This is a genomic window from Bradyrhizobium sp. WYCCWR 12699, from assembly GCF_032144035.1.
Classification (GTDB): domain Bacteria; phylum Pseudomonadota; class Alphaproteobacteria; order Rhizobiales; family Xanthobacteraceae; genus Bradyrhizobium.
This window is the reverse complement of sequence record NZ_JAVTJN010000022.1, coordinates 43927-65960: the sequence shown is the minus strand read 5'-3', so window position 1 is coordinate 65960 and position 22034 is coordinate 43927. Positions and strand designations below refer to the sequence as shown.

At 65.5% G+C, this 22034-nt stretch carries 20 protein-coding genes and 1 pseudogene; 12 read left to right on the top strand and 9 right to left on the bottom strand.

The window, feature by feature from the left end:
• Window positions 1–41 precede the first annotated feature (41 nt).
• Window positions 42–677: an arylesterase gene (locus RPS27_RS10175; protein ID WP_212068984.1), complete on the bottom strand. Its 636-nt coding sequence runs from the start codon at window positions 675–677 to the stop codon at window positions 42–44.
• Window positions 678–732: 55 nt separating this feature from the next.
• Between RPS27_RS10175 and RPS27_RS10170 the strand changes: the two genes are divergently transcribed.
• From RPS27_RS10170 to RPS27_RS10155, 4 genes are all read left to right on the top strand, one after another.
• The gene (locus tag RPS27_RS10170; RefSeq protein ID WP_212068949.1) at window positions 733–1455 is read left to right on the top strand and encodes an ABC transporter ATP-binding protein; all 723 of its coding nucleotides are present in this window, start codon (window positions 733–735) and stop codon (window positions 1453–1455) included.
• Window positions 1452–4022, top strand: a complete 2571-nt coding sequence (locus tag RPS27_RS10165) for an ABC transporter permease (protein ID WP_212068948.1) — start codon at window positions 1452–1454, stop codon at window positions 4020–4022. The genes RPS27_RS10170 and RPS27_RS10165 overlap by 4 nt, the downstream gene beginning before the upstream one ends.
• 281 nt (window positions 4023–4303) lie before the next feature.
• The gene (locus tag RPS27_RS10160) at window positions 4304–5095 is read left to right on the top strand and encodes a Bax inhibitor-1/YccA family protein (RefSeq protein WP_018318880.1); all 792 of its coding nucleotides are present in this window, start codon (window positions 4304–4306) and stop codon (window positions 5093–5095) included.
• 315 nt (window positions 5096–5410) lie between these two features.
• Window positions 5411–5941, top strand: coding sequence for a GNAT family N-acetyltransferase (locus RPS27_RS10155; RefSeq protein ID WP_211415081.1), 531 nt, complete (start codon window positions 5411–5413; stop codon window positions 5939–5941).
• A gap of 107 nt (window positions 5942–6048) precedes the next feature.
• On the opposite strand, the gene RPS27_RS10150 is transcribed toward RPS27_RS10155, so the two are convergent.
• The 3 genes from RPS27_RS10150 to acnA form a co-directional block, all read right to left on the bottom strand.
• The gene (locus tag RPS27_RS10150) at window positions 6049–6423 is read right to left on the bottom strand and encodes a DUF2794 domain-containing protein (protein ID WP_194405428.1); all 375 of its coding nucleotides are present in this window, start codon (window positions 6421–6423) and stop codon (window positions 6049–6051) included.
• A 592-nt stretch (window positions 6424–7015) separates the two neighbouring features.
• A complete protein-coding gene (locus RPS27_RS10145; protein ID WP_194405427.1) occupies window positions 7016–7792 on the bottom strand; it encodes a DUF1223 domain-containing protein in 777 nt (258 codons plus the stop codon).
• A 230-nt stretch (window positions 7793–8022) separates the two neighbouring features.
• Complete coding sequence (acnA, locus tag RPS27_RS10140) at window positions 8023–10743, bottom strand: aconitate hydratase AcnA (RefSeq protein WP_212068947.1); 2721 nt, start codon at window positions 10741–10743, stop codon at window positions 8023–8025.
• Between the two features lie 241 nt (window positions 10744–10984).
• On the opposite strand from acnA, the gene ccmA reads away from it, so the two are divergent.
• From ccmA to RPS27_RS10115, 5 genes are all read left to right on the top strand, one after another.
• A complete protein-coding gene (ccmA, locus tag RPS27_RS10135; protein ID WP_211415084.1) occupies window positions 10985–11587 on the top strand; it encodes a heme ABC exporter ATP-binding protein CcmA in 603 nt (200 codons plus the stop codon).
• Window positions 11588–11873: 286 nt separating this feature from the next.
• On the top strand, window positions 11874–12542 hold the full coding sequence (gene ccmB / locus RPS27_RS10130) for a heme exporter protein CcmB (RefSeq protein ID WP_211415085.1): 669 nt from the start codon (window positions 11874–11876) through the stop codon (window positions 12540–12542).
• Between the two features lie 91 nt (window positions 12543–12633).
• Window positions 12634–13425 (top strand): heme ABC transporter permease, encoded by a 792-nt coding sequence (locus RPS27_RS10125; RefSeq protein ID WP_194405424.1) that lies wholly within the window; start codon window positions 12634–12636, stop codon window positions 13423–13425.
• Window positions 13422–13607 carry a heme exporter protein CcmD gene (gene ccmD / locus RPS27_RS10120; protein ID WP_194405423.1) on the top strand — a complete coding sequence of 62 codons (186 nt, stop codon included), beginning with the start codon at window positions 13422–13424 and terminating at the stop codon, window positions 13605–13607. Before RPS27_RS10125 ends, ccmD begins: the two co-directional genes overlap by 4 nt.
• Window positions 13604–14197, top strand: a complete 594-nt coding sequence (locus tag RPS27_RS10115; RefSeq protein ID WP_211415086.1) for a DsbE family thiol:disulfide interchange protein — start codon at window positions 13604–13606, stop codon at window positions 14195–14197. The genes ccmD and RPS27_RS10115 overlap by 4 nt, the downstream gene beginning before the upstream one ends.
• 33 nt (window positions 14198–14230) lie before the next feature.
• Here RPS27_RS10115 and RPS27_RS10110 read toward each other — a convergent pair whose 3' ends face one another.
• From RPS27_RS10110 to ftsY, 3 genes are all read right to left on the bottom strand, one after another.
• On the bottom strand, window positions 14231–15427 hold the full coding sequence (locus RPS27_RS10110; RefSeq protein ID WP_212068946.1) for a hypothetical protein: 1197 nt from the start codon (window positions 15425–15427) through the stop codon (window positions 14231–14233).
• A 216-nt stretch (window positions 15428–15643) separates the two neighbouring features.
• Window positions 15644–16246 (bottom strand): septation protein A, encoded by a 603-nt coding sequence (locus RPS27_RS10105; protein WP_194405420.1) that lies wholly within the window; start codon window positions 16244–16246, stop codon window positions 15644–15646.
• Window positions 16247–16248: 2 nt separating this feature from the next.
• On the bottom strand, window positions 16249–17196 hold the full coding sequence (gene ftsY / locus RPS27_RS10100) for a signal recognition particle-docking protein FtsY (protein ID WP_212068945.1): 948 nt from the start codon (window positions 17194–17196) through the stop codon (window positions 16249–16251).
• Between the two features lie 60 nt (window positions 17197–17256).
• Between ftsY and RPS27_RS10095 the strand changes: the two genes are divergently transcribed.
• Window positions 17257–17958 carry an RluA family pseudouridine synthase gene (locus RPS27_RS10095; RefSeq protein ID WP_249132412.1) on the top strand — a complete coding sequence of 234 codons (702 nt, stop codon included), beginning with the start codon at window positions 17257–17259 and terminating at the stop codon, window positions 17956–17958.
• Window positions 17959–18134: 176 nt separating this feature from the next.
• A complete protein-coding gene (locus RPS27_RS10090; protein ID WP_313753983.1) occupies window positions 18135–19244 on the top strand; it encodes a DUF2336 domain-containing protein in 1110 nt (369 codons plus the stop codon).
• A 193-nt stretch (window positions 19245–19437) separates the two neighbouring features.
• Here the strand turns inward: RPS27_RS10090 and mtaB are convergent, their stop codons facing one another.
• The gene (mtaB, locus tag RPS27_RS10085) at window positions 19438–20691 is read right to left on the bottom strand and encodes a tRNA (N(6)-L-threonylcarbamoyladenosine(37)-C(2))-methylthiotransferase MtaB (RefSeq protein ID WP_212068943.1); all 1254 of its coding nucleotides are present in this window, start codon (window positions 20689–20691) and stop codon (window positions 19438–19440) included.
• Window positions 20691–21566: a diaminopimelate epimerase gene (gene dapF / locus RPS27_RS10080; protein ID WP_212068942.1), complete on the bottom strand. Its 876-nt coding sequence runs from the start codon at window positions 21564–21566 to the stop codon at window positions 20691–20693. The genes mtaB and dapF overlap by 1 nt, the downstream gene beginning before the upstream one ends.
• A 276-nt stretch (window positions 21567–21842) precedes the next feature.
• Between dapF and RPS27_RS10075 the strand changes: the two are divergent.
• Window positions 21843–22034: pseudogene (locus tag RPS27_RS10075) on the top strand (AraC family transcriptional regulator); the annotation flags it as partial.

The window sequence follows — 22034 nt, the reverse complement described above, 5'->3', positions numbered from 1 at the left end:
CCCGGGAAAACCCTGGGTATGAAGGTGGCGCTGCATGCTTTTCAACGTCGTTGCTCAGCGATCGTGCCAAGGAATGCCTCGACGGTGGGCATGATGTTGCCCACGATGATGTCGACGCCTTGAGCGGTCGGATGAATGCCGTCGGCCTGGTTGAGCTTGGCGTCGGCCGCAACTCCTTCGAGGAAGAAAGGATAGAGCGGCACGTCGAATTTTTTCGCCAGATCCGGATAAATCGAATTGAAGCGAGCGGCATAATCGGCGCCGTAGTTCGGCGGCGCCAGCATGCCGCAGAGCATGACCGGAATCTTGCGCGTCTTGAGCCGCTGGATGATGTCGGTGAGCGCGGCGCGCGTCAAATCGGGATCGATGCCGCGAAGTGCATCGTTGGCGCCGAGCTCGACGATGACGCCGTCGGTTCCGTCAGGCACCGACCAGTCGAGCCGGTCACGGCCGCCGGAGGTGGTGTCGCCGGACACCCCGGCATTGGTCATGTCGACTGCTATGCCTTTGGCCTGCAAGGCTTTTTGAAGCTTCTGGGGGAATGCCTCCTGGGCCGGAAGGCCGAGACCGGCGCTCAGGGAATCGCCGAGAACGACCAGCTTGACCGGTTTTGTCGCGTCCGCCCAAGCCGGGTTCGCTATTGTCATGAAGGCGAGCATCAACACGGCTATGTGCATGAACAATCCGTAACGCCTCTCGACCGCGCTATCGGAGTTGCCATATGACCGGACCATGGACACTCGCATCGATCCCTCTTCGCTCGCCGTCACTACGGCGGACACCATCGCCATCTCCAACGTCAATCTCTCATTGGGCACGGGCGCGGCACGCGTTCACATTCTCAAGGATATCAGCTTGCGAGTCGGCCGTAGCGAGACGATCGGCCTGATCGGCCCGTCAGGCTCGGGCAAATCCACGCTGCTGATGGTGATGGCGGGGCTGGAGCGTCCTGATAGCGGAGAGGTGGTGGTGAATGGCACGCCTTTCAATGCCCTCGACGAGGACGCGCTGGCGCGCTTCCGCGGACGCCAGGTCGGCATCGTCTTCCAGTCCTTTCATTTGATCCCGACCATGACCGCGCTCGAGAATGTCGCGGTGCCGCTCGAGCTTGCCGGCAATCCCGACGCGGCCAAGCGCGCGGCGCAGGAGCTGCAATCGGTCGGGCTCGGCGACCGCCTGCATCATTATCCGACACAGCTCTCGGGCGGCGAGCAGCAGCGCGTGGCGCTGGCCCGCGCGCTGGCGCCCGATCCCGCGATCCTCGTCGCCGACGAGCCGACCGGCAATCTCGACGAGGCCACCGGAAAACAGATCGTCGATCTGCTGTTCAGCAAGCACGCCGAGCGCGGCATGACCCTGGTGCTGGTGACGCACGATTCCTCGCTCGCGCATCGCTGCGACCGCGTGATCCGCCTGCGCTCGGGCCGCATCGACACGCGGTCGGCGCCGGCATGAGCGCGGCTGCCGAACCCTTCGCGAAGCCGGGCGGCGTCGCGCTCTCGCTGCGTTATGCGCTGCGCGAATTACGCGGCGGCCTGCGCGGCTTCTACGTCTTCATCGCCTGCATCGCGCTCGGCGTGATGGCGATCGCCGGCGTTGGCTCGGTGTCGGCGAGCCTGTCCGACGGCCTGGCCCGCGAGGGCCGCACGCTGCTCGGCGGCGACGTCTCCTTCGTGCTGTTCCAGCGCGAAGCGAAACCCGACGAGGTCGCTTTCCTGCGCTCGCGCGGCGCCGTGTCGACCGCCGCCACCTTGCGCGGCATGGCGCGCGCGGCCGACGGCCAGCTCGCTTTGGTCGAGATGAAGGCGGTCGACGACACCTATCCGATGCTGGGCCAGCTGACGCTGAAACCGCAATTGCCGATGTCGGACGTGCTCGCGGAGCGCGACGGCGCGTTCGGTGCGGCCGCCGATCCGACGCTGCTGGCGCGGCTGTCGCTGAGGAACGGCGACCGCGTCACCATCGGCGCGGCGACCTTCCAGATCCGCTCCACGGTCGAAGCCGAGCCCGACAAGCTCGCCGGCGGCATCGGCTTCGGGCCGCGCTTCCTGATCAGCCAGGAGGCCTTGCGCGCCACCGGCCTGATCCAGCCCGGCAGCCTGGTGCGCTGGGTCTACCGGGTGAAGCTGCCCGACGTCGCCAACAACGAGCGCGCCACCGAAACCTTCATCGCGGATGCGCGCAGCGCAGCGCCGCAGGCCGGCTGGGAGATCCGCAGCCGCTCCAACGCCTCGCCGCAGCTCGAGCGCAACATCAACCGCTTCACGCAGTTCCTGACGCTGGTCGGACTTGCCGCGCTGCTGGTCGGCGGCGTCGGCGTCGCCAATGCCGTGAAGAGCCATATCGACCGCCGGCTCGAAGTGATCGCGGCCCTCAAGGCCGTGGGCGCCACCGGGCGCGACGTGTTCGGCATCTATCTCGCTCAGGTCCTCCTGCTCGCTGCGATCGGCTCGGTGATCGGCCTTGCGCTCGGCGCGGCGATGCCATTCGCCATCGTTGGCCTGTTCGGCAAGCTGCTGCCGCTGCCGGTGGTGCCGGCCGTGCATGCCGACGAGCTCGCGCTGTCCTTCATCTACGGCCTCCTGACGGCGCTGGCCTTCGGCCTGTGGCCGCTCGGACGCGTCCACGACGTGCCGGTGGCCGCGCTGTTCCGCGACACCATCAGCTCGGAATGGCACCGGCCACGCGCGGGCTATGTCGTGTTCATGGGCGTGGTGATCGCGCTGCTGATCGCGGTTGTCATCGGGCTCTCCTTCGACAAGCGCATCGCCGCGGTGTTCGTGGCCTCCTCGGTCGTCGTGTTCGCCCTGCTGCGCGGCATCGCCGCGCTGCTGATGGCCATCGCGCGGCGGCTGCCGCGGACGCGGCTGCCGATGCTGCGGCTTGCGATCGCCAACATCCACCGGCCGGGCGCCCTGACGCCCTCGGTCGTGCTGTCGCTGGGACTCGGGCTCGCCGTGCTCGTCACCATCACCCAGATCGACGGCAATCTGCGGCGGCAGTTCCTCGCGGCCCTCCCCGACCAGGCGCCATCCTTCTTCTTCATCGACATCCCGAGCGCGCAGGCCGAGCAGTTCGACCTTTACTTGCGCAAGATCGCGCCCGGTGCGACGGTCGAGGACGTGCCGATGCTGCGCGGACGCATCGTCGCCGCGCGCGGGCTGCGCGCCGAGGAGCTCAAGCCGTCCACCGATTCCGAATGGGTGCTGCAGAGCGACCGCGGCCTGACCTACACCGGCGAGCTGCCGAAAGGCTCCAAGGTGGTCGAGGGCGAATGGTGGAGCGCCGATTATTCCGGCCCGACGCTGGTGTCGATGGAGAAGAAGATCGCCGACGGCCTCGGCCTCAAGCTGGGCGACGAGATCGTGGTCAACGTGCTCGGCCGCGACATCCCGGCCAAAATCGGCAATCTGCGCAGCATCGACTGGCAGGGCCTCGGCATCAATTTCGTTCTCGTGTTCTCGCCGAACGCCTTCAAGGGCGCGCCGCACACCCATATCGCGACGCTGACGGAACCGGGCGGAAATGCGGCAGGCGACGGCAAGATCATCAAGCAGGTGGCCGACGCCTATCCGATGGTGACCAGCGTGCGCGTGCGCGAGGTGATGCAGACGGTCGGCGCGGTGGTGACCAATCTGGCGCTGGCGATTCGCGGCGCCAGCGCGGTGACCCTGATCTCGGCGATCCTGGTGCTGGGCGGGGCGCTCGCCGCCGGCCATCGCCACCGGGTCTACGATGCCGTGATCCTGAAGACGCTGGGCGCGACGCGGCTGCGGCTGCTGGGCGCCTATGCGCTCGAATATCTCCTGATCGGGCTCGCCACCGCATTGTTCGGCGTGATCTCCGGCAGCTTGGCTGCCTGGATGATCGTGACGCGGCTGATGACGCTGAGCTTCGTCTGGCAGGCCGGCAGCGCGGCCGGCGTCGTCGCGGCCGCGCTCGTCGTCACGGTCGGGCTCGGGCTCGCAGGCACGCTGCTGGCATTGAACAAAAAGCCCGCCACGGTGTTGCGGAATTTGTGACAAATGGTAGCGGCTGGCCGCATTGATGCGGAATCGCACGATTCCCGCGATTAACCACGACTGCTCGTCAGGTTCGCGTCAGGATTGCCGCCAAGGGCGACATTCAGCCGCGCGTGGAAGGTTGCAGCGAATGTGTTAGTTTCCCACATATCGAGTGGGTTCGGAGCCCCGATTGTTAGCCAAAATTTAGTCGGTTGGCATCGGTATCCGAGATAGAGTTTGACGAACCGGCGGCACGGCGACCCCAGTGCCGGACCGGACCAACCAACGGGAATTCGACCATGTCGGACCTAGACCGTAACTACGCTTCTCCTTTCGGCAGGGCCGCCGGGCGTGTTGACGCCGCGACGGTCGATGCCGGCCTGCGCGCCTACATGCTGCGCATCTACAACTACATGAGCATCGGCCTCGCCATCACCGGCCTGGCCGCGCTCGGCGTCTACATGGCTGCCGTGACCGACGTTCCGACGGCGGAATCCGTCCGCGTCGGCAAGCTGTTCCTGACGCCGTTCGGCTACGCGATGTTCGTCAGCCCGCTGAAATGGCTGTTCATGCTCGCGCCGCTGGCCATGGTGTTCGTGATCTCGGCGGGCATCAACCGTCTCGCGCCCTCGACGGCCCAGATCCTGTTCTGGGTGTTCGCGGCGCTGATGGGCATCTCGCTGTCGTCGATCTTCCTGGTGTTCACCCACACCTCGATCGTGCGGGTGTTCTTCATCACCGCGGCGACCTTCGGTGCGCTGAGCCTCTACGGCTACACCACCAAGCGTGACCTGACCGGCATGGGCTCGTTCCTGTTCATGGGCCTGATCGGCATCATCATCGCGAGCCTGGTGAACCTGTTCCTGGCGAGCTCGATGCTGCAGTTCATCGTGTCGGTGGTCGGCGTGCTGGTGTTCGCGGGCCTCACCGCCTGGGACACCCAGCGGCTGAAGAACGACTACATCTACGGCTATGCCTCGGCCGGCGGTGACATCGCAGAGCGTGCGGCCATCACCGGCGCCCTGTCGCTGTACCTGAACTTCATCAACCTGTTCACGCTGCTGCTGCAGCTGCTCGGCCAGCGCGACTAAGCGACGGACAGAGCGAACGACACGAACCCCGGCCGAAAGGCCGGGGTTTTTGTTTGGGCGGGAGCACCGTTCCCGTAGCCCGGATGAAGCGCAGCGCAATCCGGGAACGTCGCATCAGCCGATATACCTGTCCCGATTTCGCTGCGCTCCATCCGGGCTACAAGAGATGCCTTTCCCTTCATTACGAAGTCCGCGAAGCAATCCAGAGTCCCTCCGCAGATGCATTTCTGGATTGCTTCGCTTCGCTCGCAATGACGACGTGGAAAGGCCGTTCGCCCCTTCCAGCCGTCCCGGGAACGCTTTAATCTTCGCCCCATGACTGCAGCAGACATCCGGCCCACAACCGAGGCCGACCTTCCCGCCATCACCGCCATCTACCAGCAGGCCGTCCGCGAGGGCACCGCCACGTTCGAGCTGGAGCCGCCCGACCTCTCGGAGATGACGCGCCGCTATCGCGCGCTTGTCGATGGCGGCTATCCCTATTTCGTCGCCATGCTCGACGGCCGCGTTGCCGGCTATGCCTATGCCGGCGCCTACCGGCCGCGGCCGGCCTATCGCTTCACGGTCGAGAACTCGATCTATCTCGATCCCGCCTTCCATCGCCGCGGCGTCGGCTCAGCGTTGCTGGAGCGGCTGGTCGCCGAATGCGAGGCGCGCGGCTTTCGCCAGATGATCGCGGTGATCGGCGATTCCGCCAATGCCGGCTCGATCGGCGTGCACACCAAGGGCGGCTTCAAGATGATCGGCACGCATCGCAATGTCGGGCTGAAATTCGGCCGCTGGCTGGACACGGTGATGATGCAGCGCGACCTCGGCGAGGGCGCGAGCACGGTGCCGGGGAAGTAGGAAGCTCTTGTAGCCCGGAGGGAGCGAAGCGCAATCCGGGACAGGTCCATCCGCTGCTACAACGGCCCGGATTGCGCTTCGCTCCATTCGGGCAACGGGGTCAGTGGCTACACCACCGCCAGTTTCCGGTCGATCACCAGCAGCACGCGCTCGAGCTCGTGGCCGCGGCGCAGGATCAGGCCCGTCGCCGAGATCACGCTGTACATGCCCTGCTTGCGCGCCAGCCGTGGATCCTTCTCGATGCGATAGATCGGCACTTCCGAGGCACGGCGATAGACCGAGAACACCGCGCGGTCCTTCAGGAAGTCGATGGCGTAATCGCGCCACTCGCCGTCGGCGACCATGCGGCCGTAGAGATTGAGAATGCGGTGCAGCTCGAGCCGGTTGAACGTCACCCGGCTCAGTTGTTGCGCATTCGCAGCGGCGGGGCGCGCCGCCGCGCGCTGCTCGCTCGGATCGGCATCCTCCGACATCAGACTCATGGAGAGCCTCCTCATCGCATGACTTGAACCCGTCCGCGAACCGTCCCCGGAACCGGATCATGACAATGGTATGATTGCGCCATCCGTCCCTCGCCGCAAGGCTCTTGATGGAACTCGTCCTTCCTTCATTCAACCGATCGAATCAGGTGCGATGCCGGGCACACGCAAAGGTGGAACTCTGTCGCGGCAAACCGTCACGGGATCGTTAGAAGGAATCATAGTCTCGCCGCTTTTCCGCCTAGCGACTGCCGCCCTGCACTGCGAAAAGATTCATGTGCGTTGACCCGGTCCTTTCGGTTCCGGATTCCTCAGCCCCCAGCCCCCCGGGGTCGAACAGGATCGGGTCTGTACGCACGACAAGGAGGGCCAACGCAAGTTGGTCCTTTTTTGTTTGTGTCGGGATGTTGCTGGCGCGCTGTCATTCCGAGGCGCGCCTCTTGCGCGAACTACGATGCGCAATTGCGCATCTGAGAATCCATTCCTCAGCTTGTCCATGGATAGATGGATTCTCAGGTGCGCAATTGCGCACCCTAGCTCGCGCTTCGCGTGCCCCGGAATGACGAGCAACAATTGCCGAGATGCTGTGCTTACTTCAATGCAGCGACGTGTACGCCGCGCCGAGCATCGGACCCGGCCGCTCGCGGCTGCCGTCCTGGACGTAGACCACCGCGCCGTCGACGCCGTCGCGCGTCAAATTCTCGATCGGCACCGTCCAGCTTTCCGAACGTCCGGTCCAGTCACCGACCTTGAGCAGGTTGCGCACCACGTTGTGATAGGTGACCTGCTGCCCGCGATTCTCGCCGCGGGTGATTGCGATCGGGACCGACTTGGCGATCGAGCAGATCCAGACCTCGCCATGCGAGACGGCCGGCTCTTTGCTCGCGGCCACCGAGACGTTGATCTGCTTGCCCGCGAGCGACATCGTCACCGGCACGCTCATCACGCCCACACCCTTGTCGGTCTTGCCGATCGCATTCTCGATGCTGGTACGGTCGCTGCCGATGACATGGGTCGAGCCGTTGACCACGACCTGCGGGGTGTAGACCTCGCGGTCGCCGCGCATCTTCGAATAGGCACGCTGTCGTGCAGAGAAGCGCGAATCCGCCAGCGTGTCCTTCCAGCCGAGATAGTCCCAATAATCGATCGGCATGCTCAGCGCGATGATCGACGGATCCTTGGAGAGATCGCCGATGATCTGATCGGCGGGCGGACAGGAGGAGCAGCCTTGCGAGGTGAACAATTCGACAACGGCGCGGGGATCGGCAGAGGCGGGAACGACGACGGCGACGATGGCACAAAGGCCGAGAGCACTCGACCAGAGGGCACCGGACCAACGTGAAACCAGATGAGAAGCCGTCATTGTTGTCATGTCGAACGTCACACACCGTCACTCGTGGAGGGGGATCTTATCGCCTGATGGTCACCGTAGTCTTACGGGGCACGATACTTCATCCGTCCAGATAACCGTCCAAAGACCGTTTTCCGCCGCGCGGGTCCATCCGAACGTGCCGCAAACGCATGAAAGGCGGCCTTGTGATAGGCCGCCTTCATTTAACCTTCTACTCACTTCGCAGTGAGCCACCGTTCACAAATCCGCGCTTAGGCCGCGAGCTTGCGCAGCACGTAGTGCAGGATACCGCCGTTGCGGTAGTAGTCGAGCTCGTCCAGCGTATCGATGCGGCAGAGCAGCGAAACGCGCTGCAACGAGCCGTCGCCGGAGACGATCTCCGCGGTGAGCTTCTGACGCGGCTTGAGGTCGCCCTGCAGGCCGCGCAGCGTGACCTTCTCGTCGCCCTTCAGGCCGAGCGACGACCAGGAGGTGCCTTCCTCGAAGGTCAGCGGCAGCACGCCCATACCGACCAGGTTGGAGCGATGGATGCGCTCGAAGCTCTGGCAGATCACGGCGCGCACGCCGAGCAGGCGCGTGCCCTTGGCAGCCCAGTCGCGCGAGGAGCCGTTGCCGTATTCGGCGCCGGCGAACACCACCAGCGGCACCTGCTCCTGCTGGTACTTCATCGCGGCGTCGTAGATCGACATCTGCTCGCCGTCGGGCCAGTGCTTGGTGAGACCGCCTTCCGGAATGTTGCCGTCAGCGCCCTTCAGCATGAAGTTCTTGATGCGGATGTTGGCGAAGGTGCCGCGCATCATCACTTCGTGGTTGCCGCGGCGCGTGCCGTACTGGTTGAAGTCGGCGGGACGCACCTGGTGCTCGCTGAGATATTTGCCCGCGGGCGAGGTGAGCTTGATCGAACCGGCCGGCGAGATGTGGTCGGTGGTGATCTTGTCGCCGAACATGGCGAGGATGCGCGCCTCGACGATGTCGGTGACCGGCTCCGGCTCCTTCTTCATGCCGTCGAAATAGGGCGGGTTCTGCACGTAGGTCGAAGACATATTCCAGCGATAGGTCTCGCTCTCGACCGTCTTGATCTTGCGCCAGTTGGCGTCGCCCTTGAACACGTCGGCATACTTCTTCTTGAAGATCGTCGAGGTCACGAACTTCTTCATGAAGGCGTTGATTTCCTTCGTCGTGGGCCAGATGTCCTTGAGGTACACCGGCTTGCCGTCCTTGCCCTCGCCGATCGGCTCGACCGCGAGATTCTTGGTGACGCTGCCCGCGAGCGCATGGGCGACGACCAGCGGGGGCGAAGCGAGATAGTTCGCCTGCACGTCGGGCGAGACGCGGCCTTCGAAGTTGCGGTTGCCGGAGAGCACGGCGGCGGCGACGATGCCGTTGTCGTTGATCGACTTCGATATCTCCTCGGGCAGCGGACCGGAATTGCCGATGCAGGTGGTGCAGCCGAAGCCGACAAGGTTGAAGCCGACCTTGTCGAGATCCTTCTGCAGGCCGGAATCGGCGAGATAGCCCGCGACGACCTGGCTGCCCGGGGCGAGCGAGGTCTTCACCCACGGTTTTGCCTTCAAGCCCTTCGCGGCGGCGTTACGGGCCAAGAGGCCGGCGCCGATCAGCACGCTCGGGTTCGAGGTGTTGGTGCAGGAGGTGATGGCGGCGATCACGACGTCGCCATGGCCGATCTCGAAATCCTTGCCCTCGACGGCAAAGCGCTTGTTGGGCTCCTCGGCCTTCTTGTATTCCGTGCCGAGCGCGAGCGAAAAGCCTTCGGCGACCGAGGGCAGCGCGATGCGGCCTTCGGGGCGCTTCGGACCGGCCATCGACGGCACGACGTCGGCAAGATCGAGCGTCAGCGTTTCCGTGAACACCGGATCGGGCGACTTGGCGGTGCGGAACAGCCCTTGCGCCTTGGCATAGGCCTGCACAAGCGCGACGCGCGGCGCGGCGCGCCCCGACGTCTTGAGGTAGTCGATCGCGGCGGCATCGACCGGGAAGAAGCCGCAGGTCGCGCCATATTCGGGCGCCATGTTGGCGATCGTCGCCTTGTCGGCGACCGAGAGATTGTCGAGACCGGGGCCGAAGAACTCGACGAACTTGCCGACCACGCCGAGCTTGCGCAGCATCTGCGTGACTGTCAGCACGAGGTCGGTCGCGGTGACGCCTTCCTTCATCGCACCCTTCAGCTTGAAGCCGACGACGTTGGGCAGCAGCATCGACAGCGGCTGGCCGAGCATGCAGGCTTCCGCCTCGATGCCGCCGACGCCCCAGCCGAGCACGGCCAGACCGTTGACCATTGTGGTGTGGGAGTCGGTGCCGACCAGCGAGTCAGGGTATGCGACCTCGAAGGTGCCGGTCTTCTTGCCGACCGTCATCTTCTCCTTCTTGGTCCACACCGTCTGGGAGAGATATTCGAGATTGACCTGGTGGCAGATGCCGGTGCCGGGCGGCACGACGGAGAAGTTCGAGAACGCCTTCTGGCCCCACTTCAGGAACTCGTAGCGCTCCTGGTTCTGCTTGTACTCTTCGGTGACGTTCTTGCCGAAAGCCTTGTTGTCGCCGAAGAAGTTCACGATCACGGAATGGTCGATGACGAGGTCGACCGGCACCAGCGGATTGATCTTCTCGGCGTCGCCGCCGAGCTTCTGCATCGCGTTGCGCATCGCGGCGAGATCGACCACCGCGGGCACGCCGGTGAAGTCCTGCATCAGCACGCGCGCCGGGCGGAACGCAATTTCATGCTCCAGCGACTTCTTGCGCAGCCATTTCGAGACGGCGACGATGTCCTCTTTCTTGACCGAACGGCCGTCCTCGTTGCGCAGCAGGTTCTCGAGCAGGACCTTCATCGAGTAGGGAAGTTTGGAAATTCCCTTCAGACCATTCTTCTCGGCCGTGGGCAGGCTGTAATAGACATAGGTCTTGGCGCCGACCTTGAGGGTCTTTTTGCATTTGAAGCTGTCGAGCGAGGTCATGTAGGAAATCCCAATTGTTAGTTATACCCGGCAGGGTATTTTAACACCGTCAGCACATCTAGGCTGGGCCGCTTGCGGGGGCAGGTTGAGTTGCTGCATCAAGTAGTTCCGGGCTTATAGAAGCTTTCTAACCGCGCCGCCACAGCCACAATCGTGCCGCAGCAACCGCCAGCCAAAAATTCCCATGCGCTACCCCAAGTTTTCCTGAGGCCCGGCTTTGAGTGACCTGAAACGAGGCGAGATGCAGCTCTCCGGACACGGGGTCGCCTGCGTGCGGGGCGGCCGCCAGGTGTTCGCCGGGCTCGATTTCGCCGCGGTCTCCGGCGAGGCCGTGGCAGTCGTCGGCCGCAACGGATCGGGCAAGACCTCGCTGCTGCGGCTGATCGCCGGCCTGCTCGTGCCGGCGGATGGCAAGATCGCGCTGGCGGGCGGCGATCCCGAGCTGACGTTGCCCGAGCAGTGCCACTATCTCGGCCATCGCGATGCCCTCAAGCCGGCGCTCAGCGTGGCCGAAAACCTGACCTTTTGGGCCGAATTTCTCGGCGGCGAGCGTTTTGACTTCGCCGAGAGCCTCGCCATCGTCGGCCTCGCGCACGCCACCCACCTGCCCGCCGGCTTCCTGTCGGCCGGCCAGCGCCGCCGCCTGTCGCTGGCGCGCCTGCTGACTGTCCGCCGCCCGGTCTGGCTCTTGGACGAGCCGACCAACGCGCTGGATGTGGCGGGACAGGACATGTTCGGCGGCCTGATGCGCGAGCACCTGTCACGCGGCGGCATGATCGTCGCGGCGACCCACGCGCCGTTGGGGATTGAGTCGCGGGAGCTGCGGATTGGGGGTGTGGCGTGATGCGGCCCCACCCTCAGCTTTCCAAGCGGCCAGGTGGCGGCCGCTCCGTCCCCTCGCCTTCCCTGCTTGCGGGAGAGGCCGGCATAGGCGGCCCCTGGCCGGCGTCCCTAGAAAACGCCGATGCTTTGCATCGGCCATGGCGCCGGGTGAGGGTTCTATCCTCAGGGGGAATCTTCGTTGCCGAGATACCCTCTCCCCACCCCTCCCCCGCAGGCGGGGGAGGGAGCGCACCGTCCCCGCAGCGCCAGCCCGACTCCCATGGCCGCTTCGCCAGAAGGGCCACCTCATGACCGCCCTGTCCGCCATCATCCGCCGGGACATCCGGATCGCGCTCCGCGTCGGCGGCGGGGCGCTGATCGGGGTGCTGTTCTTCCTGACCGTGGTGGTGCTGATGCCGTTCGCAGTGGGGCCCGATCTGGCGCTGCTATCGCGGCTGGGGCCGGCCATCCTCTGGCTCGGGGCGCTGCTGGCGAGCCTGCTCACCCTCGACCGGCTGTTCATGGCCGACCACGAGGACGGCTCGCTCGACCTGATTACAATGAGCCGGACGCCGCTGGAACTCGCCTGTGCCGCCAAGGCACTGGCGCATTGGCTGGCCGCCGGCCTGCCGCTGATTGTCGCAACCCCCGTGCTCGGCCTCCTGCTCAACCTCGACATGGTCGCGACCGGCGCGGTGGCGCTGACGCTTCTGGCGGGTACCCCGGCGCTGACGTTTACCGGCATGATCGGCGCGGCGCTGGCGGTGACGCTGCACCGCGGCGGGCTGCTGATGGCGGTGCTGGTGCTGCCGCTGTCGATTCCCGTGCTGATTTTCGGCGTGGCGGCCTCGCAGGCCGTGATCGTCGGCCCGATGACCTTCGGCGCGCCGTTCTCGATCCTGTGCGCGCTGTCGCTGGTCAGCCTCGTGATCGGCCCCTTCGCAGCCGCGGCGAGCCTGCGGCATGGACTTGATTAGGATGGGCTCGGCCGACCTTGACCCCGATCAACTTTCGTCCCTCGCTTTCGTGCTGATTGCCTGAGCGGCCATCGACGATTATCAGGGTACCATGACACTGATCGACCTCGCCAACCCCACGCGGTTCCTCGCGCTGACAGCGCGGGTCCTGCCGTGGCTTGCGGCCGCAACCGTCGTCCTGCTCGCGATCGGTCTCTATCAAGCCGCGCTCGCACCCGACGACTACCAGCAGGGCGCGACGGTGAAGATCATGTTCATCCACGTGCCCAATGCCTGGCTGTCGATGTTCGTCTGGGGCGTGATGAGCATCGCCTCGCTGGGCACGCTGGTGTGGCGTCATCCGCTCGCCGACGTCGCCGCCAAGGCGGCCGCGCCGATCGGCGCCGCCTTCACCTTCCTCGCGCTGCTCACGGGCTCGCTGTGGGGCCGGCCGATGTGGGGCACCTATTGGGAATGGGACGCGCGGCTCACCTCGGTGCTGATTCTATTTTTGATGTATCTCGGCCTGATGGCGCTGTGGCGCGCGGTCGACGATCCCTCGCGCGCGGCCCGCGCCGCCGCGGTGCTGACCCTGGTCGGCGCTATCAATTTGCCGATCATCAAATTCTCCGTCGACTGGTGGAACACGCTGCACCAGCCCGCCTCGGTGATGCGCATGGGCGGATCGGCCCTCGACAAATCCTTCCTGATTCCGCTGCTGGTGATGGCGATCGCCTTCACGCTGCTGTTCGTCACGCTGCATCTGGCCGCGATGCGCAACGAGATCCTGCGCCGCCGCGTCCGCTCGCTGCAGATGATGCAGGCGAGCCGTGTCGCGTTCTCGAGCGAGATCGGTGCCGGCGCGCGCGGACAAAACGCGTCGAACGAAGTCGGGGCCGCATGATCATGTCGCTGGGTCCCTATGCCTCCTTCATCGTGACGTCCTATGCCGCCGCGGCCCTCGTGGTCGCGATCCTGATCGGCTGGATCGCGCTCGACCATCGCAACCAGACGCAGCGCCTGCGCGAGCTGGAGGAGCGCGGCATCACGCGCCGTTCCGGCCGCAGCGCGACGGAATTGCGATGACTGATCAACCTGCCTCCGCGCCGCCGCAGCGCCGCACCTTCCTGATGGTGCTGCCGCTGATCGCCTTCATCGGACTTGCGCTGCTGTTCTGGTTCCGGCTCGGCAGCGGCGATATCTCGCGGATCCCCTCCGCGCTGATCGGTCGTCCGGTGCCGCAGACCGTGCTGCCGCCACTCGAGGGATTGCAGGCCGACAACGCGCACGTGCCGGGGCTCGATCCCGCCGCGTTCAAGGGCAAGGTCAGTCTCGTCAATGTCTGGGCGTCCTGGTGCGTGCCGTGTCATGACGAAGCACCGCTTCTGACCGAACTGGCAAAAGACAAGCGCTTCCAGCTGGTCGGCATCAATTACAAGGACACGGCCGACAATGCGCGCCGCTTCCTCGGCCGCTACGGCAACCCGTTCGGCCGCGTCGGCGTGGACGCCAACGGCCGCGCCTCGATCGAATGGGGCGTCTACGGCGTGCCGGAAACCTTCGTCGTCGGCCGCGAGGGCACGATCGTCTACAAGCTGGTCGGCCCGGTCACCGCGCAAAACCTCAAGACGGTGCTGATGCCGGAGCTGGAGAAGGCGCTCAAGGCAGGAAGCTGACCTGGCGCGGACAAGCTGCCCGAGGGCGTGAGTTCACGGCACGTTGTCGCGACGATGGGCCGGGTCCGTGTGGCCCGCGAGCAGGCCAGCCACGACATCCCAGCCCTTCTCGAAGATATGGCCGACCTTGTGGCCGAAGGAATCGTCCGGGCGCAGCCGCGGCGATTCCAGAATGTGCGTCAGGTGCCGGTGATCGCCGGGAATGCTGCTGACCTCCGCGTCGACGGCGGCTTGGACATCCGTCATCAGCTCATCGAGGCGCTGGGCCCAGCCGGATCCCTTGAGTTCGATCTGCGTTCGCAGCGCCTGCTCGATCCGGTAGATCTCGCTCACGATCTCCCTGGCCCGCACCGGGCGATTATTCCTGAGCGCGAAGAGCAGGAGGTGGTGCTTCTGCTCGATCTGATCGAGCACCATCGAAACCGCGATCGCGAAGGGGCCCGCCGCGATCCGCGCCGCAGCCCGGTCGTCTGATGTCGCGGTCGCGAGCGACAGCAGCTCCCACGGACTTTCCAGGCGCCTTGCGACGATCGTGAGCGCGAACGGCACCGCATCGGCGCGCCTGGACTTGAGCGTGCTGAGGAGGCCAAGGACCTTGTCGAGGCTGGCGCCCTCGAGCCGGGCGATCTTCGGCGCAAGCGCACGGGCAAACTCGTCGAGCTCCCGCTGCAGGTCGAGACAGCGCAGCATCTTCTTGAGGTCATCGAACGTCGCATGGGAGCTGGTATAGGCCATCAGCCCCTCGCGAATGCCGGCTGCGCCCTCGGCAGACCCAAGCTGGCCGTTGAGAGAGGTCAGCACCTTCTTCTGGAACGTCTGGGCCATCTGCCGCGCTTCGGACTGCTTGTCGGCAGAGATGGCCTTCGTCGCGTTGGCGATGTAGTCGGCGGCCATGCTGCGCAGCAATTGCTCGGTCACGAGGCTCCAGATCGGTGCGAGCGATCCACGGGCGATCTGTCCGCTATTGGCCCGTTCCGGCGCGCTGTCCACCAGCACCGGCTCGAGCGGCTCGAAGAAGTAACGTGAGGGATTTCCGACGCGGTAGTGGTTCGGGCCCGTGTTGCGAAACTCGGCACGCAGCGCCGCGATCAACGGCTCGGAATGCGGGATGTCCTCGCCGAGGAGGTGCAGCCGCTCCAGTTCGGCAAGCAGGCGGCGCCGGACCTGCGGAGCGAGTTGCCGGAGGTACTGAATCAGGTGTTCGGCGGTCTGGTCCTGTTTTGCACTCATCACCGGGCCCTCCGGCGTGCCAACCTCTCTTCACGACCAGAGGCTATCGCCTGCGACCGTTCGGACAAGGTCCGGAGCTGAAGAATCTCAGCTTGCGGTTACAGAGCGATGAAGGAACCCGCCGGACGCGTGGCTCGATCCGGGCAGTTGCGCGCGTGAAGTGCACGTCAGCGTGAATAGAGGGTGGTGACTGGAGGCCCCGGCCGGAGCCGGCCGCTACCCCTTGCTCACGTCCCCCGCTTCGGCTTCGCTGGCCTCCAGTGACACCGGCTCGAGGTGATAGCGCTTGGTCAGCGGCATCTGGGCGACGGCGAAGATCATGGTCAGCGGGGTGACGCCGAACACCTTGAAGTTCACCCAGAAGTCGGTGCTTTGCGTGCGCCAGATGATCTCGTTCAGCACGGCCATGCCGGCGAAGAACAGCGCCCAGCGCAGGGTCAGGATGCGCCAGCCCTGCGGCGTCAGATTGAACATCTGGTCGAACATCACGGCGATGAAGGAGCGGCCGAACAGCAGGCCGCCGCCGAGGATCGCGGCGAACAGGCCGTAGATGATGGTCGGCTTGAGCTTGATGAAGGTCTCGTCGTGCAGCACCAGCGTCAGCGTGCCGAACACCAGCACGATCACGCCGGTGACGATCGCCATGATCGGGATATGGCGCGTCACCACATAGGACGCCGCCATCGCCGCCACGATCGCGACCATGAAGGCGCCGGTTGCCGCGAACAGATTGAACTTCGCATTGACGAAGAAGAACACGAGCAGCGGACCGAGCTCGGTCGCCAGCTTGAACAGCGGATGCGGCTGGGTCTTGTCCATCTCTAGCTTTCGATTCCGGCGATGGCGCGGGCGAAGTCGCGCGCGGTGAACGGCGCGAGATCGTCGACGCCTTCGCCGACGCCGATGAAGTGCACCGGCAGTTTGAATTTCTCCGCGAGCGCCACCAGGATGCCGCCGCGCGCGGTGCCGTCGAGCTTGGTCATCACGAGGCCGGTGACCCCGGCGGTGCGATGGAACGCCTCGACCTGCGACAGCGCGTTCTGGCCGACGGTAGCATCAAGCACCAGCAGGACGGCATGCGGCGCAGTGTCGTCCACCTTGCGGATGACGCGCACGACCTTTTCGAGCTCGTTCATCAGCTCGGCCTTGTTTTGCAGACGCCCGGCAGTGTCGATCAGGAGCACGTCGATGCCCTGCTCCTTCGCCGCGGTGAGCGCGTTGAAGGCGAGGCTCGCCGAATCCGAGCCCTGCGCCCCCGCGATGACGGGCGTCTTCGTCCGCTCGCCCCACACCTTGAGCTGCTCGATCGCTGCCGCGCGAAACGTGTCGCCGGCGGCCAGCATCACCTTGCGGCCTTCGGAGGCGAATTTCTGCGAGAGCTTTCCGATCGTGGTGGTCTTGCCGGAGCCGTTGACGCCGACCACGAGGATGACGAACGGCTTTCTCGCCGCGTCGATCACGAGCGGCTTTGCCACCGGCGACAGCACCTTCTCGACCTCGGTCGCGACGACGTCCTTGACCTCGTCGGCCGAGATCGCCTTGTCGTAGCGACCGGTGCCGACGGCGTCCGCGATCCGCACTGCGACTGACGTGCCGAGGTCGGCGCGCAGCAGCACGTCCTCGATGTCGTCGAGCATGGCGCGGTCCAGCTTGCGCTTGGTGACGAGGTCGGCGACCGCGGTCCCGAGCGAGGACGAGGTGCGCTTCAGCCCGTTGGACAGGCGGCGCCACCAGCTCAGCTTGGGGGGATCTGACGTGGTATCGTTCATGGTGGCGGTGTGTTAGCCGTTCCGGCTTCCAAACGAAAGACTTGACCGAAAGTCCTGCAATTGCTCGATGTTCCCCAATTGTCCGCCGACGAGATCATGGCCCGCGTGCTCCATCGCGACGGCCTGATGCTGATCATCGACAAGCCGGCCGGCCTTCCCGTGCATCGCGGCCCCAAGGGCGGCGCCAACCTGGAGGATTCCTTCGACGCGCTGCGTTTCGGCCTGCCGCGGCCGCCGGTGCTGGCCCACCGGCTGGACAAGGACACCTCCGGCTGCCTCGTGCTCGGCCGCCATCGCAAGGCGACCGCCTCGCTCGGCCTGCTCTTCAAGCATGGCAAGATCGGCAAGACCTACTGGACCGTGGTCGAGGGCGGCCCCACTGAAGACGAAGGAACCATCGACATGCCGCTCGGCCGGCTCAATGCCGAGCGCGGCTGGTGGCAGAAGCCGGACCCGGAAGGGCAAAAGGCGATCACCAATTGGAAGGTGATGGGCCGCGGCGACGGTTTCACCTGGCTCGCCATGGAACCGGTCACGGGGCGGACCCATCAATTGCGGGTACATTCGTCAGCGACAGGCTGGCCGATCTTCGGCGATAACATTTACGGCAACGGCCCGCGCTTCGGCGAGCCGAAGCTGCATTTGCATTCCCGCGAGATCGTGGTGCCGATCTCCCGGAACAAGGAGCCGGTCCGCGTCGTGGCGCCGGCGCCGCCGCATATGCACGAGAAGCTCAGGGCCTGCGGCTGGAATGGGGAATAGGCGCCGCAAGGTGCACCTCTCCCGCAAGCGGGGGAAGGAGCGCACCGACGCCGCGGCTGCATCTTGCGGACGCTCGCCGCTCCCGCCCATGGTTTACGAAACCTTCAGTCCTCGTCCCTCATGATGACGGTTGCTTAGAACAAGCTTCTGTAACCGCTCAGGACGAGCAACGCGTCATGTCCACGGCCGGGCTATCGATCATCGACGAGGTCGAATCCGCAATTCGCGCGGGCTCGCCGGAAAAGGGCCTTGCGACAGCCCGACGCGTCACCGACCTGTTCCTCTCCTCCGCCGGCAGTTTCGACGACGAGCAGATCGCGCTGTTCGACGAGGTGCTCGATCGCCTGATCGGCACCATCGAACTGCGCGCGATTGCCGACATGGGCGCTCGCATCGCGCTCGCCGAGATCAGCGCGCAACTGGCGCCGGTAGCTCAAGCGCCGCCCTCCGTGATTCGCCGCCTCGCCAGCAATGACGAGATCCGCATCGCCGGTCCCGTGCTGCAGGAATCCGCCCGCCTCGACGACGGCGAGCTGGTGAAGATCGCCTCAGCCAAGGGCGAGCCGCATCTGCTCGCGATCGCCGGCCGCTGGTGGCTGAAGGAGATCGTCACCGACGCATTGCTGGCGCGCCGCTATCCGAGCGTCAGCCGCAGGCTCGCCGCCAATCCCGGCGCGCGAGTCTCCGGACATGGATTCGCGCTTCTGGTTGGACAGGCCGAGGCGGATCCCGAGCTTGCCGTCAGCGTCGGCGTCCGCGTCGACCTGCCGTCGGAGCTGCGCCGCGGATTGCTGCGCTCGGCGACCGATGCCGTCCGCGCCCGCCTGTTGTCGCGCGCGCCGCCCCATCTGTTCGAGGAGATCCAGAGCGCGATCGCGGCCATCGCCGTCGGCGTCGAGCGCGAGATGTCCGGTGTCCGCGATTTCGAGGGCGCCAAACGCGCGATTGCGATGCTCAAGGCAACCGGCCAGCTCAATGAGGCCACGTTGCTCGGCTTCGCCAGGCAGCGGCGCTATGAAGAGACCGCAGCCGCCCTGGCGGCGCTGTCCGGATCGACCGTCGAAGTCATTCGTCCGCTGATGCAGAGCCTGCGCGACGACGGCCTCCTGGTGCCGTGCAAGGCCGCGCAGCTGAGCTGGGAAACCACCACCGCCGTGCTCGAATGCCGTTTTGCGACCGGCGCGATGAAGCCGGCGGACCTCGCGCGGGCGCAGGGACACTACGCGCGGATGACGCAGGAGAATGCAAAGCGGACGCTGCGGTTCTGGCAGGTGCGGGCGTCGTAGCTTCCGTTTGACGTGAATGCGGCGCTTCGCGTTTCTTCCCTCTCCCCTTGTGGGAGAGGGTGGCTCGCCGCGATAGCGGCGAGACGGGTGAGGGGTTTCCATCAGCGGGTGACCTCTCGCACAGGAATTCGCTGAAGCAACCCCTCATCCGGCGCTTCGCGCCACCTTCTCCCGCAAGGGGAGAAGGGAACAGTCACACCGTCAGCCGCTCGCCATCGCTGCCGGCAATCACGAGCGGCACGACGCTGCCCACACGCTCGCCCGCAATCGCCACCGGCAAATAGTGCTCGGTGCGCCCCTGTCCCTCGCTCTCGATCAGCACATCACACGTCGTGCCGATCTCGGCTTGCAGCCTTCGCCGCAGCGCCGCCTCGCCTGCCGCACGCAGCCGTCGCGCACGCTCTTTGATCGCACGGCCCGCAACCTGGGGCATCCTTGCAGCCGGCGTGCCGGGGCGCGACGAATAGGGGAAGACATGCAGGAATGTCAGCCCGCACGCCTCGACGAGGTCGAGCGATCGCAAAAACATCTCGTCCGTCTCGGTCGGGAAGCCCGCGATGATGTCGGCACCGAAGACGACGTCGGGGCGCAGGCGGCGGACCTGGTCGCAGAATGCGATCGCATCCTGCCGCGAATGCCGCCGTTTCATGCGCTTCAGGATCATGTCGTCGCCGGATTGCAGCGACAGGTGCAGGTGCGGCATCAGCCGCGCATCATCGGCGATGGCATCGAGCAGATCGGCATCCGCCTCGATCGAATCGATCGAGGATATGCGCAGGCGCTTCAGCTCCGGCACATGCCGCAATATCTGCTTCGTCAGCATGCCGAGTTTCGGCGCGCCGGGCAGATCACCGCCATAGCTGGTGAGGTCGACACCGGTCAGCACGATCTCGGCATGGCCGCGCTCGACGAGGTTGCGGACTTGCTCGACCACCGCGCCCATCGGCACCGAGCGCGAATTGCCGCGGCCATAAGGAATGATGCAGAAGGTGCAGCGATGATCGCAGCCGTTCTGCACCTGCACGAACACGCGCGGCAGGCCGCTGGCAAAGCCGTCGATCAGATGCGGCGCCATCTCCTTCACCGCCATGATGTCGCTGACGGCGATTTTTTCGCTGGCGCCAAGGTCAAAGGCGCTGCGGGTCTCGTGCCACGCTTCGCTGCGCATCTTGTCGTCATTGCCGACGATTCGATCGACCTCGGCCATACGAGCGAACATGCCGCTTTGCGTCTGCGCCGCGCAGCCGGTGACGACGATGCGCGCTGAGGGGCGCTCACGCTTCAATTTGCGGATCGATTGCCGCGCCTGCGCCACCGCCTCGTTGGTGACGGCGCAGCTGTTGATGACGATGGTATCTTCGAGCCCCGCAGCTTCGGCTTCGCGGCGGATCACCTCGGCCTCGAAGGCGTTGAGGCGGCAGCCGAAAGTGACGATGTCGACGGCCATCAGGCGGCCGGCGCAAACAGCGCCGGATCGAAGCGGCCCTCATATTCGAAGGTCGCCGTGCCCGTCATCAGCACGTGGTCGTCGCGCTCGCGCCATTCGATGCCGAGCTTGCCGCCGGGCAGCGTGATCTCGACATTGCGCTCGGCCCGCTTCAGGCGGGCCGCGGCGACCGCCGTGGCGCAAGCCGCCGAGCCGCACGCCCTGGTCAGGCCGGCACCGCGCTCCCAGGTGCGGATCGTGATGTGCTCGGGATCGACGATATGGGCGAGCGTGATGTTGGCGCGCTCCGGGAAGATCGGGTGGTTTTCCAGCAGCGGACCGAAGCGGCCGAGATCGTAGGCATTGACGTCGTCGACCCAGAAGATCGCGTGCGGATTGCCCATGCTCACCACGGAAGGCGAATGCAGGATCGGATGGTCGATCGGCCCGATCTGCAATTCGATGTAGCGGGTGTCGCGGAACTCTTCGGCCAACGGGATGTCCTGCCAGCCGAACTTCGGCATGCCCATGTCGACGGTGTAGAGATCGGGCGCCGGGCCCTGCCAGGCATTGAGCAAGCCGGCCGCGGTCTCGAACGTCGCATTGGTCTGCCCGTTCTTCTCGAAGATGCGCCGCACCACGCAGCGCATGCCGTTGCCGCAGGCGCCGGCTTCCGAGCCGTCATTGTTGTAGATGCTGATGAAGGCCTCGGTGCCGTCGAGCCGGGGCTTCTGCAGCACCATGAGCTGGTCATAGGCCACGCCGCCATTCGCGGAGGCCACCGCGCGGGCGTCGTCGGGCGTCACCCGGCCTGCGGAATCGCGCATGTCGACAACGACGATCTCGTTGCCGATGCCGTTCATCTTGGCAAATGCGTGATTGGCCAGCGCGCTCATGAAAATTCCCGAATTTCGCCTGTCTTATATGGCGATCCTTGCCGGCTTGGCCAGTGTTTTGCCGGCGGTCGCCAGAGGTCTGGCAAGAGATCCGCCAAGAGACCTGCCGGGAGATCTGCCATGACGCATCTGTCATGGGACGAATTTGGCGCCCGCGTGTTAGAACGGCGCGTTCGCGCGAACCGGGCGCGGTCGGGCGCAAAGACGGATTTAGGCCTTGGTGGTTAAGGCCTTGGCAGTTGAGGCCTTAGCAGTCGAGGCCTTGGGGAGAATAAAATGTTCAGGTTTCGTCGTCTCGCTCTGGCCGCGCTGATCCCGGTCGCGGCCTTGTCGCTTGGCCTGCCTGAGGTTCTGGCGCAGACGCCGAGCCCGGCAACGCCAAGCCCGGCGCCGGCCGCCTCGGCAAGTCCCTCGCCGGCCCCATCGGCCTCCCCCGCGCCGGCCGCAAGCGCCTCGCCTGCCCCTGCG

Coding starts and splice junctions, on each gene's coding strand:
- RPS27_RS10175 (WP_212068984.1), bottom strand. CDS start 677: ATGCACATAGCCGTGTTGATGCTCGCCTTCATGACAATAGCGAACCCG.
- RPS27_RS10170 (WP_212068949.1), top strand. CDS start 733: ATGGACACTCGCATCGATCCCTCTTCGCTCGCCGTCACTACGGCGGAC.
- RPS27_RS10165 (WP_212068948.1), top strand. CDS start 1,452: ATGAGCGCGGCTGCCGAACCCTTCGCGAAGCCGGGCGGCGTCGCGCTC.
- RPS27_RS10160 (WP_018318880.1), top strand. CDS start 4,304: ATGTCGGACCTAGACCGTAACTACGCTTCTCCTTTCGGCAGGGCCGCC.
- RPS27_RS10155 (WP_211415081.1), top strand. CDS start 5,411: ATGACTGCAGCAGACATCCGGCCCACAACCGAGGCCGACCTTCCCGCC.
- RPS27_RS10150 (WP_194405428.1), bottom strand. CDS start 6,423: ATGAGTCTGATGTCGGAGGATGCCGATCCGAGCGAGCAGCGCGCGGCG.
- RPS27_RS10145 (WP_194405427.1), bottom strand. CDS start 7,792: ATGACAACAATGACGGCTTCTCATCTGGTTTCACGTTGGTCCGGTGCC.
- acnA (WP_212068947.1), bottom strand. CDS start 10,743: ATGACCTCGCTCGACAGCTTCAAATGCAAAAAGACCCTCAAGGTCGGC.
- ccmA (WP_211415084.1), top strand. CDS start 10,985: ATGCAGCTCTCCGGACACGGGGTCGCCTGCGTGCGGGGCGGCCGCCAG.
- ccmB (WP_211415085.1), top strand. CDS start 11,874: ATGACCGCCCTGTCCGCCATCATCCGCCGGGACATCCGGATCGCGCTC.
- RPS27_RS10125 (WP_194405424.1), top strand. CDS start 12,634: ATGACACTGATCGACCTCGCCAACCCCACGCGGTTCCTCGCGCTGACA.
- ccmD (WP_194405423.1), top strand. CDS start 13,422: ATGATCATGTCGCTGGGTCCCTATGCCTCCTTCATCGTGACGTCCTAT.
- RPS27_RS10115 (WP_211415086.1), top strand. CDS start 13,604: ATGACTGATCAACCTGCCTCCGCGCCGCCGCAGCGCCGCACCTTCCTG.
- RPS27_RS10110 (WP_212068946.1), bottom strand. CDS start 15,427: ATGAGTGCAAAACAGGACCAGACCGCCGAACACCTGATTCAGTACCTC.
- RPS27_RS10105 (WP_194405420.1), bottom strand. CDS start 16,246: ATGGACAAGACCCAGCCGCATCCGCTGTTCAAGCTGGCGACCGAGCTC.
- ftsY (WP_212068945.1), bottom strand. CDS start 17,196: ATGAACGATACCACGTCAGATCCCCCCAAGCTGAGCTGGTGGCGCCGC.
- RPS27_RS10090 (WP_313753983.1), top strand. CDS start 18,135: ATGTCCACGGCCGGGCTATCGATCATCGACGAGGTCGAATCCGCAATT.
- mtaB (WP_212068943.1), bottom strand. CDS start 20,691: ATGGCCGTCGACATCGTCACTTTCGGCTGCCGCCTCAACGCCTTCGAG.
- dapF (WP_212068942.1), bottom strand. CDS start 21,566: ATGAGCGCGCTGGCCAATCACGCATTTGCCAAGATGAACGGCATCGGC.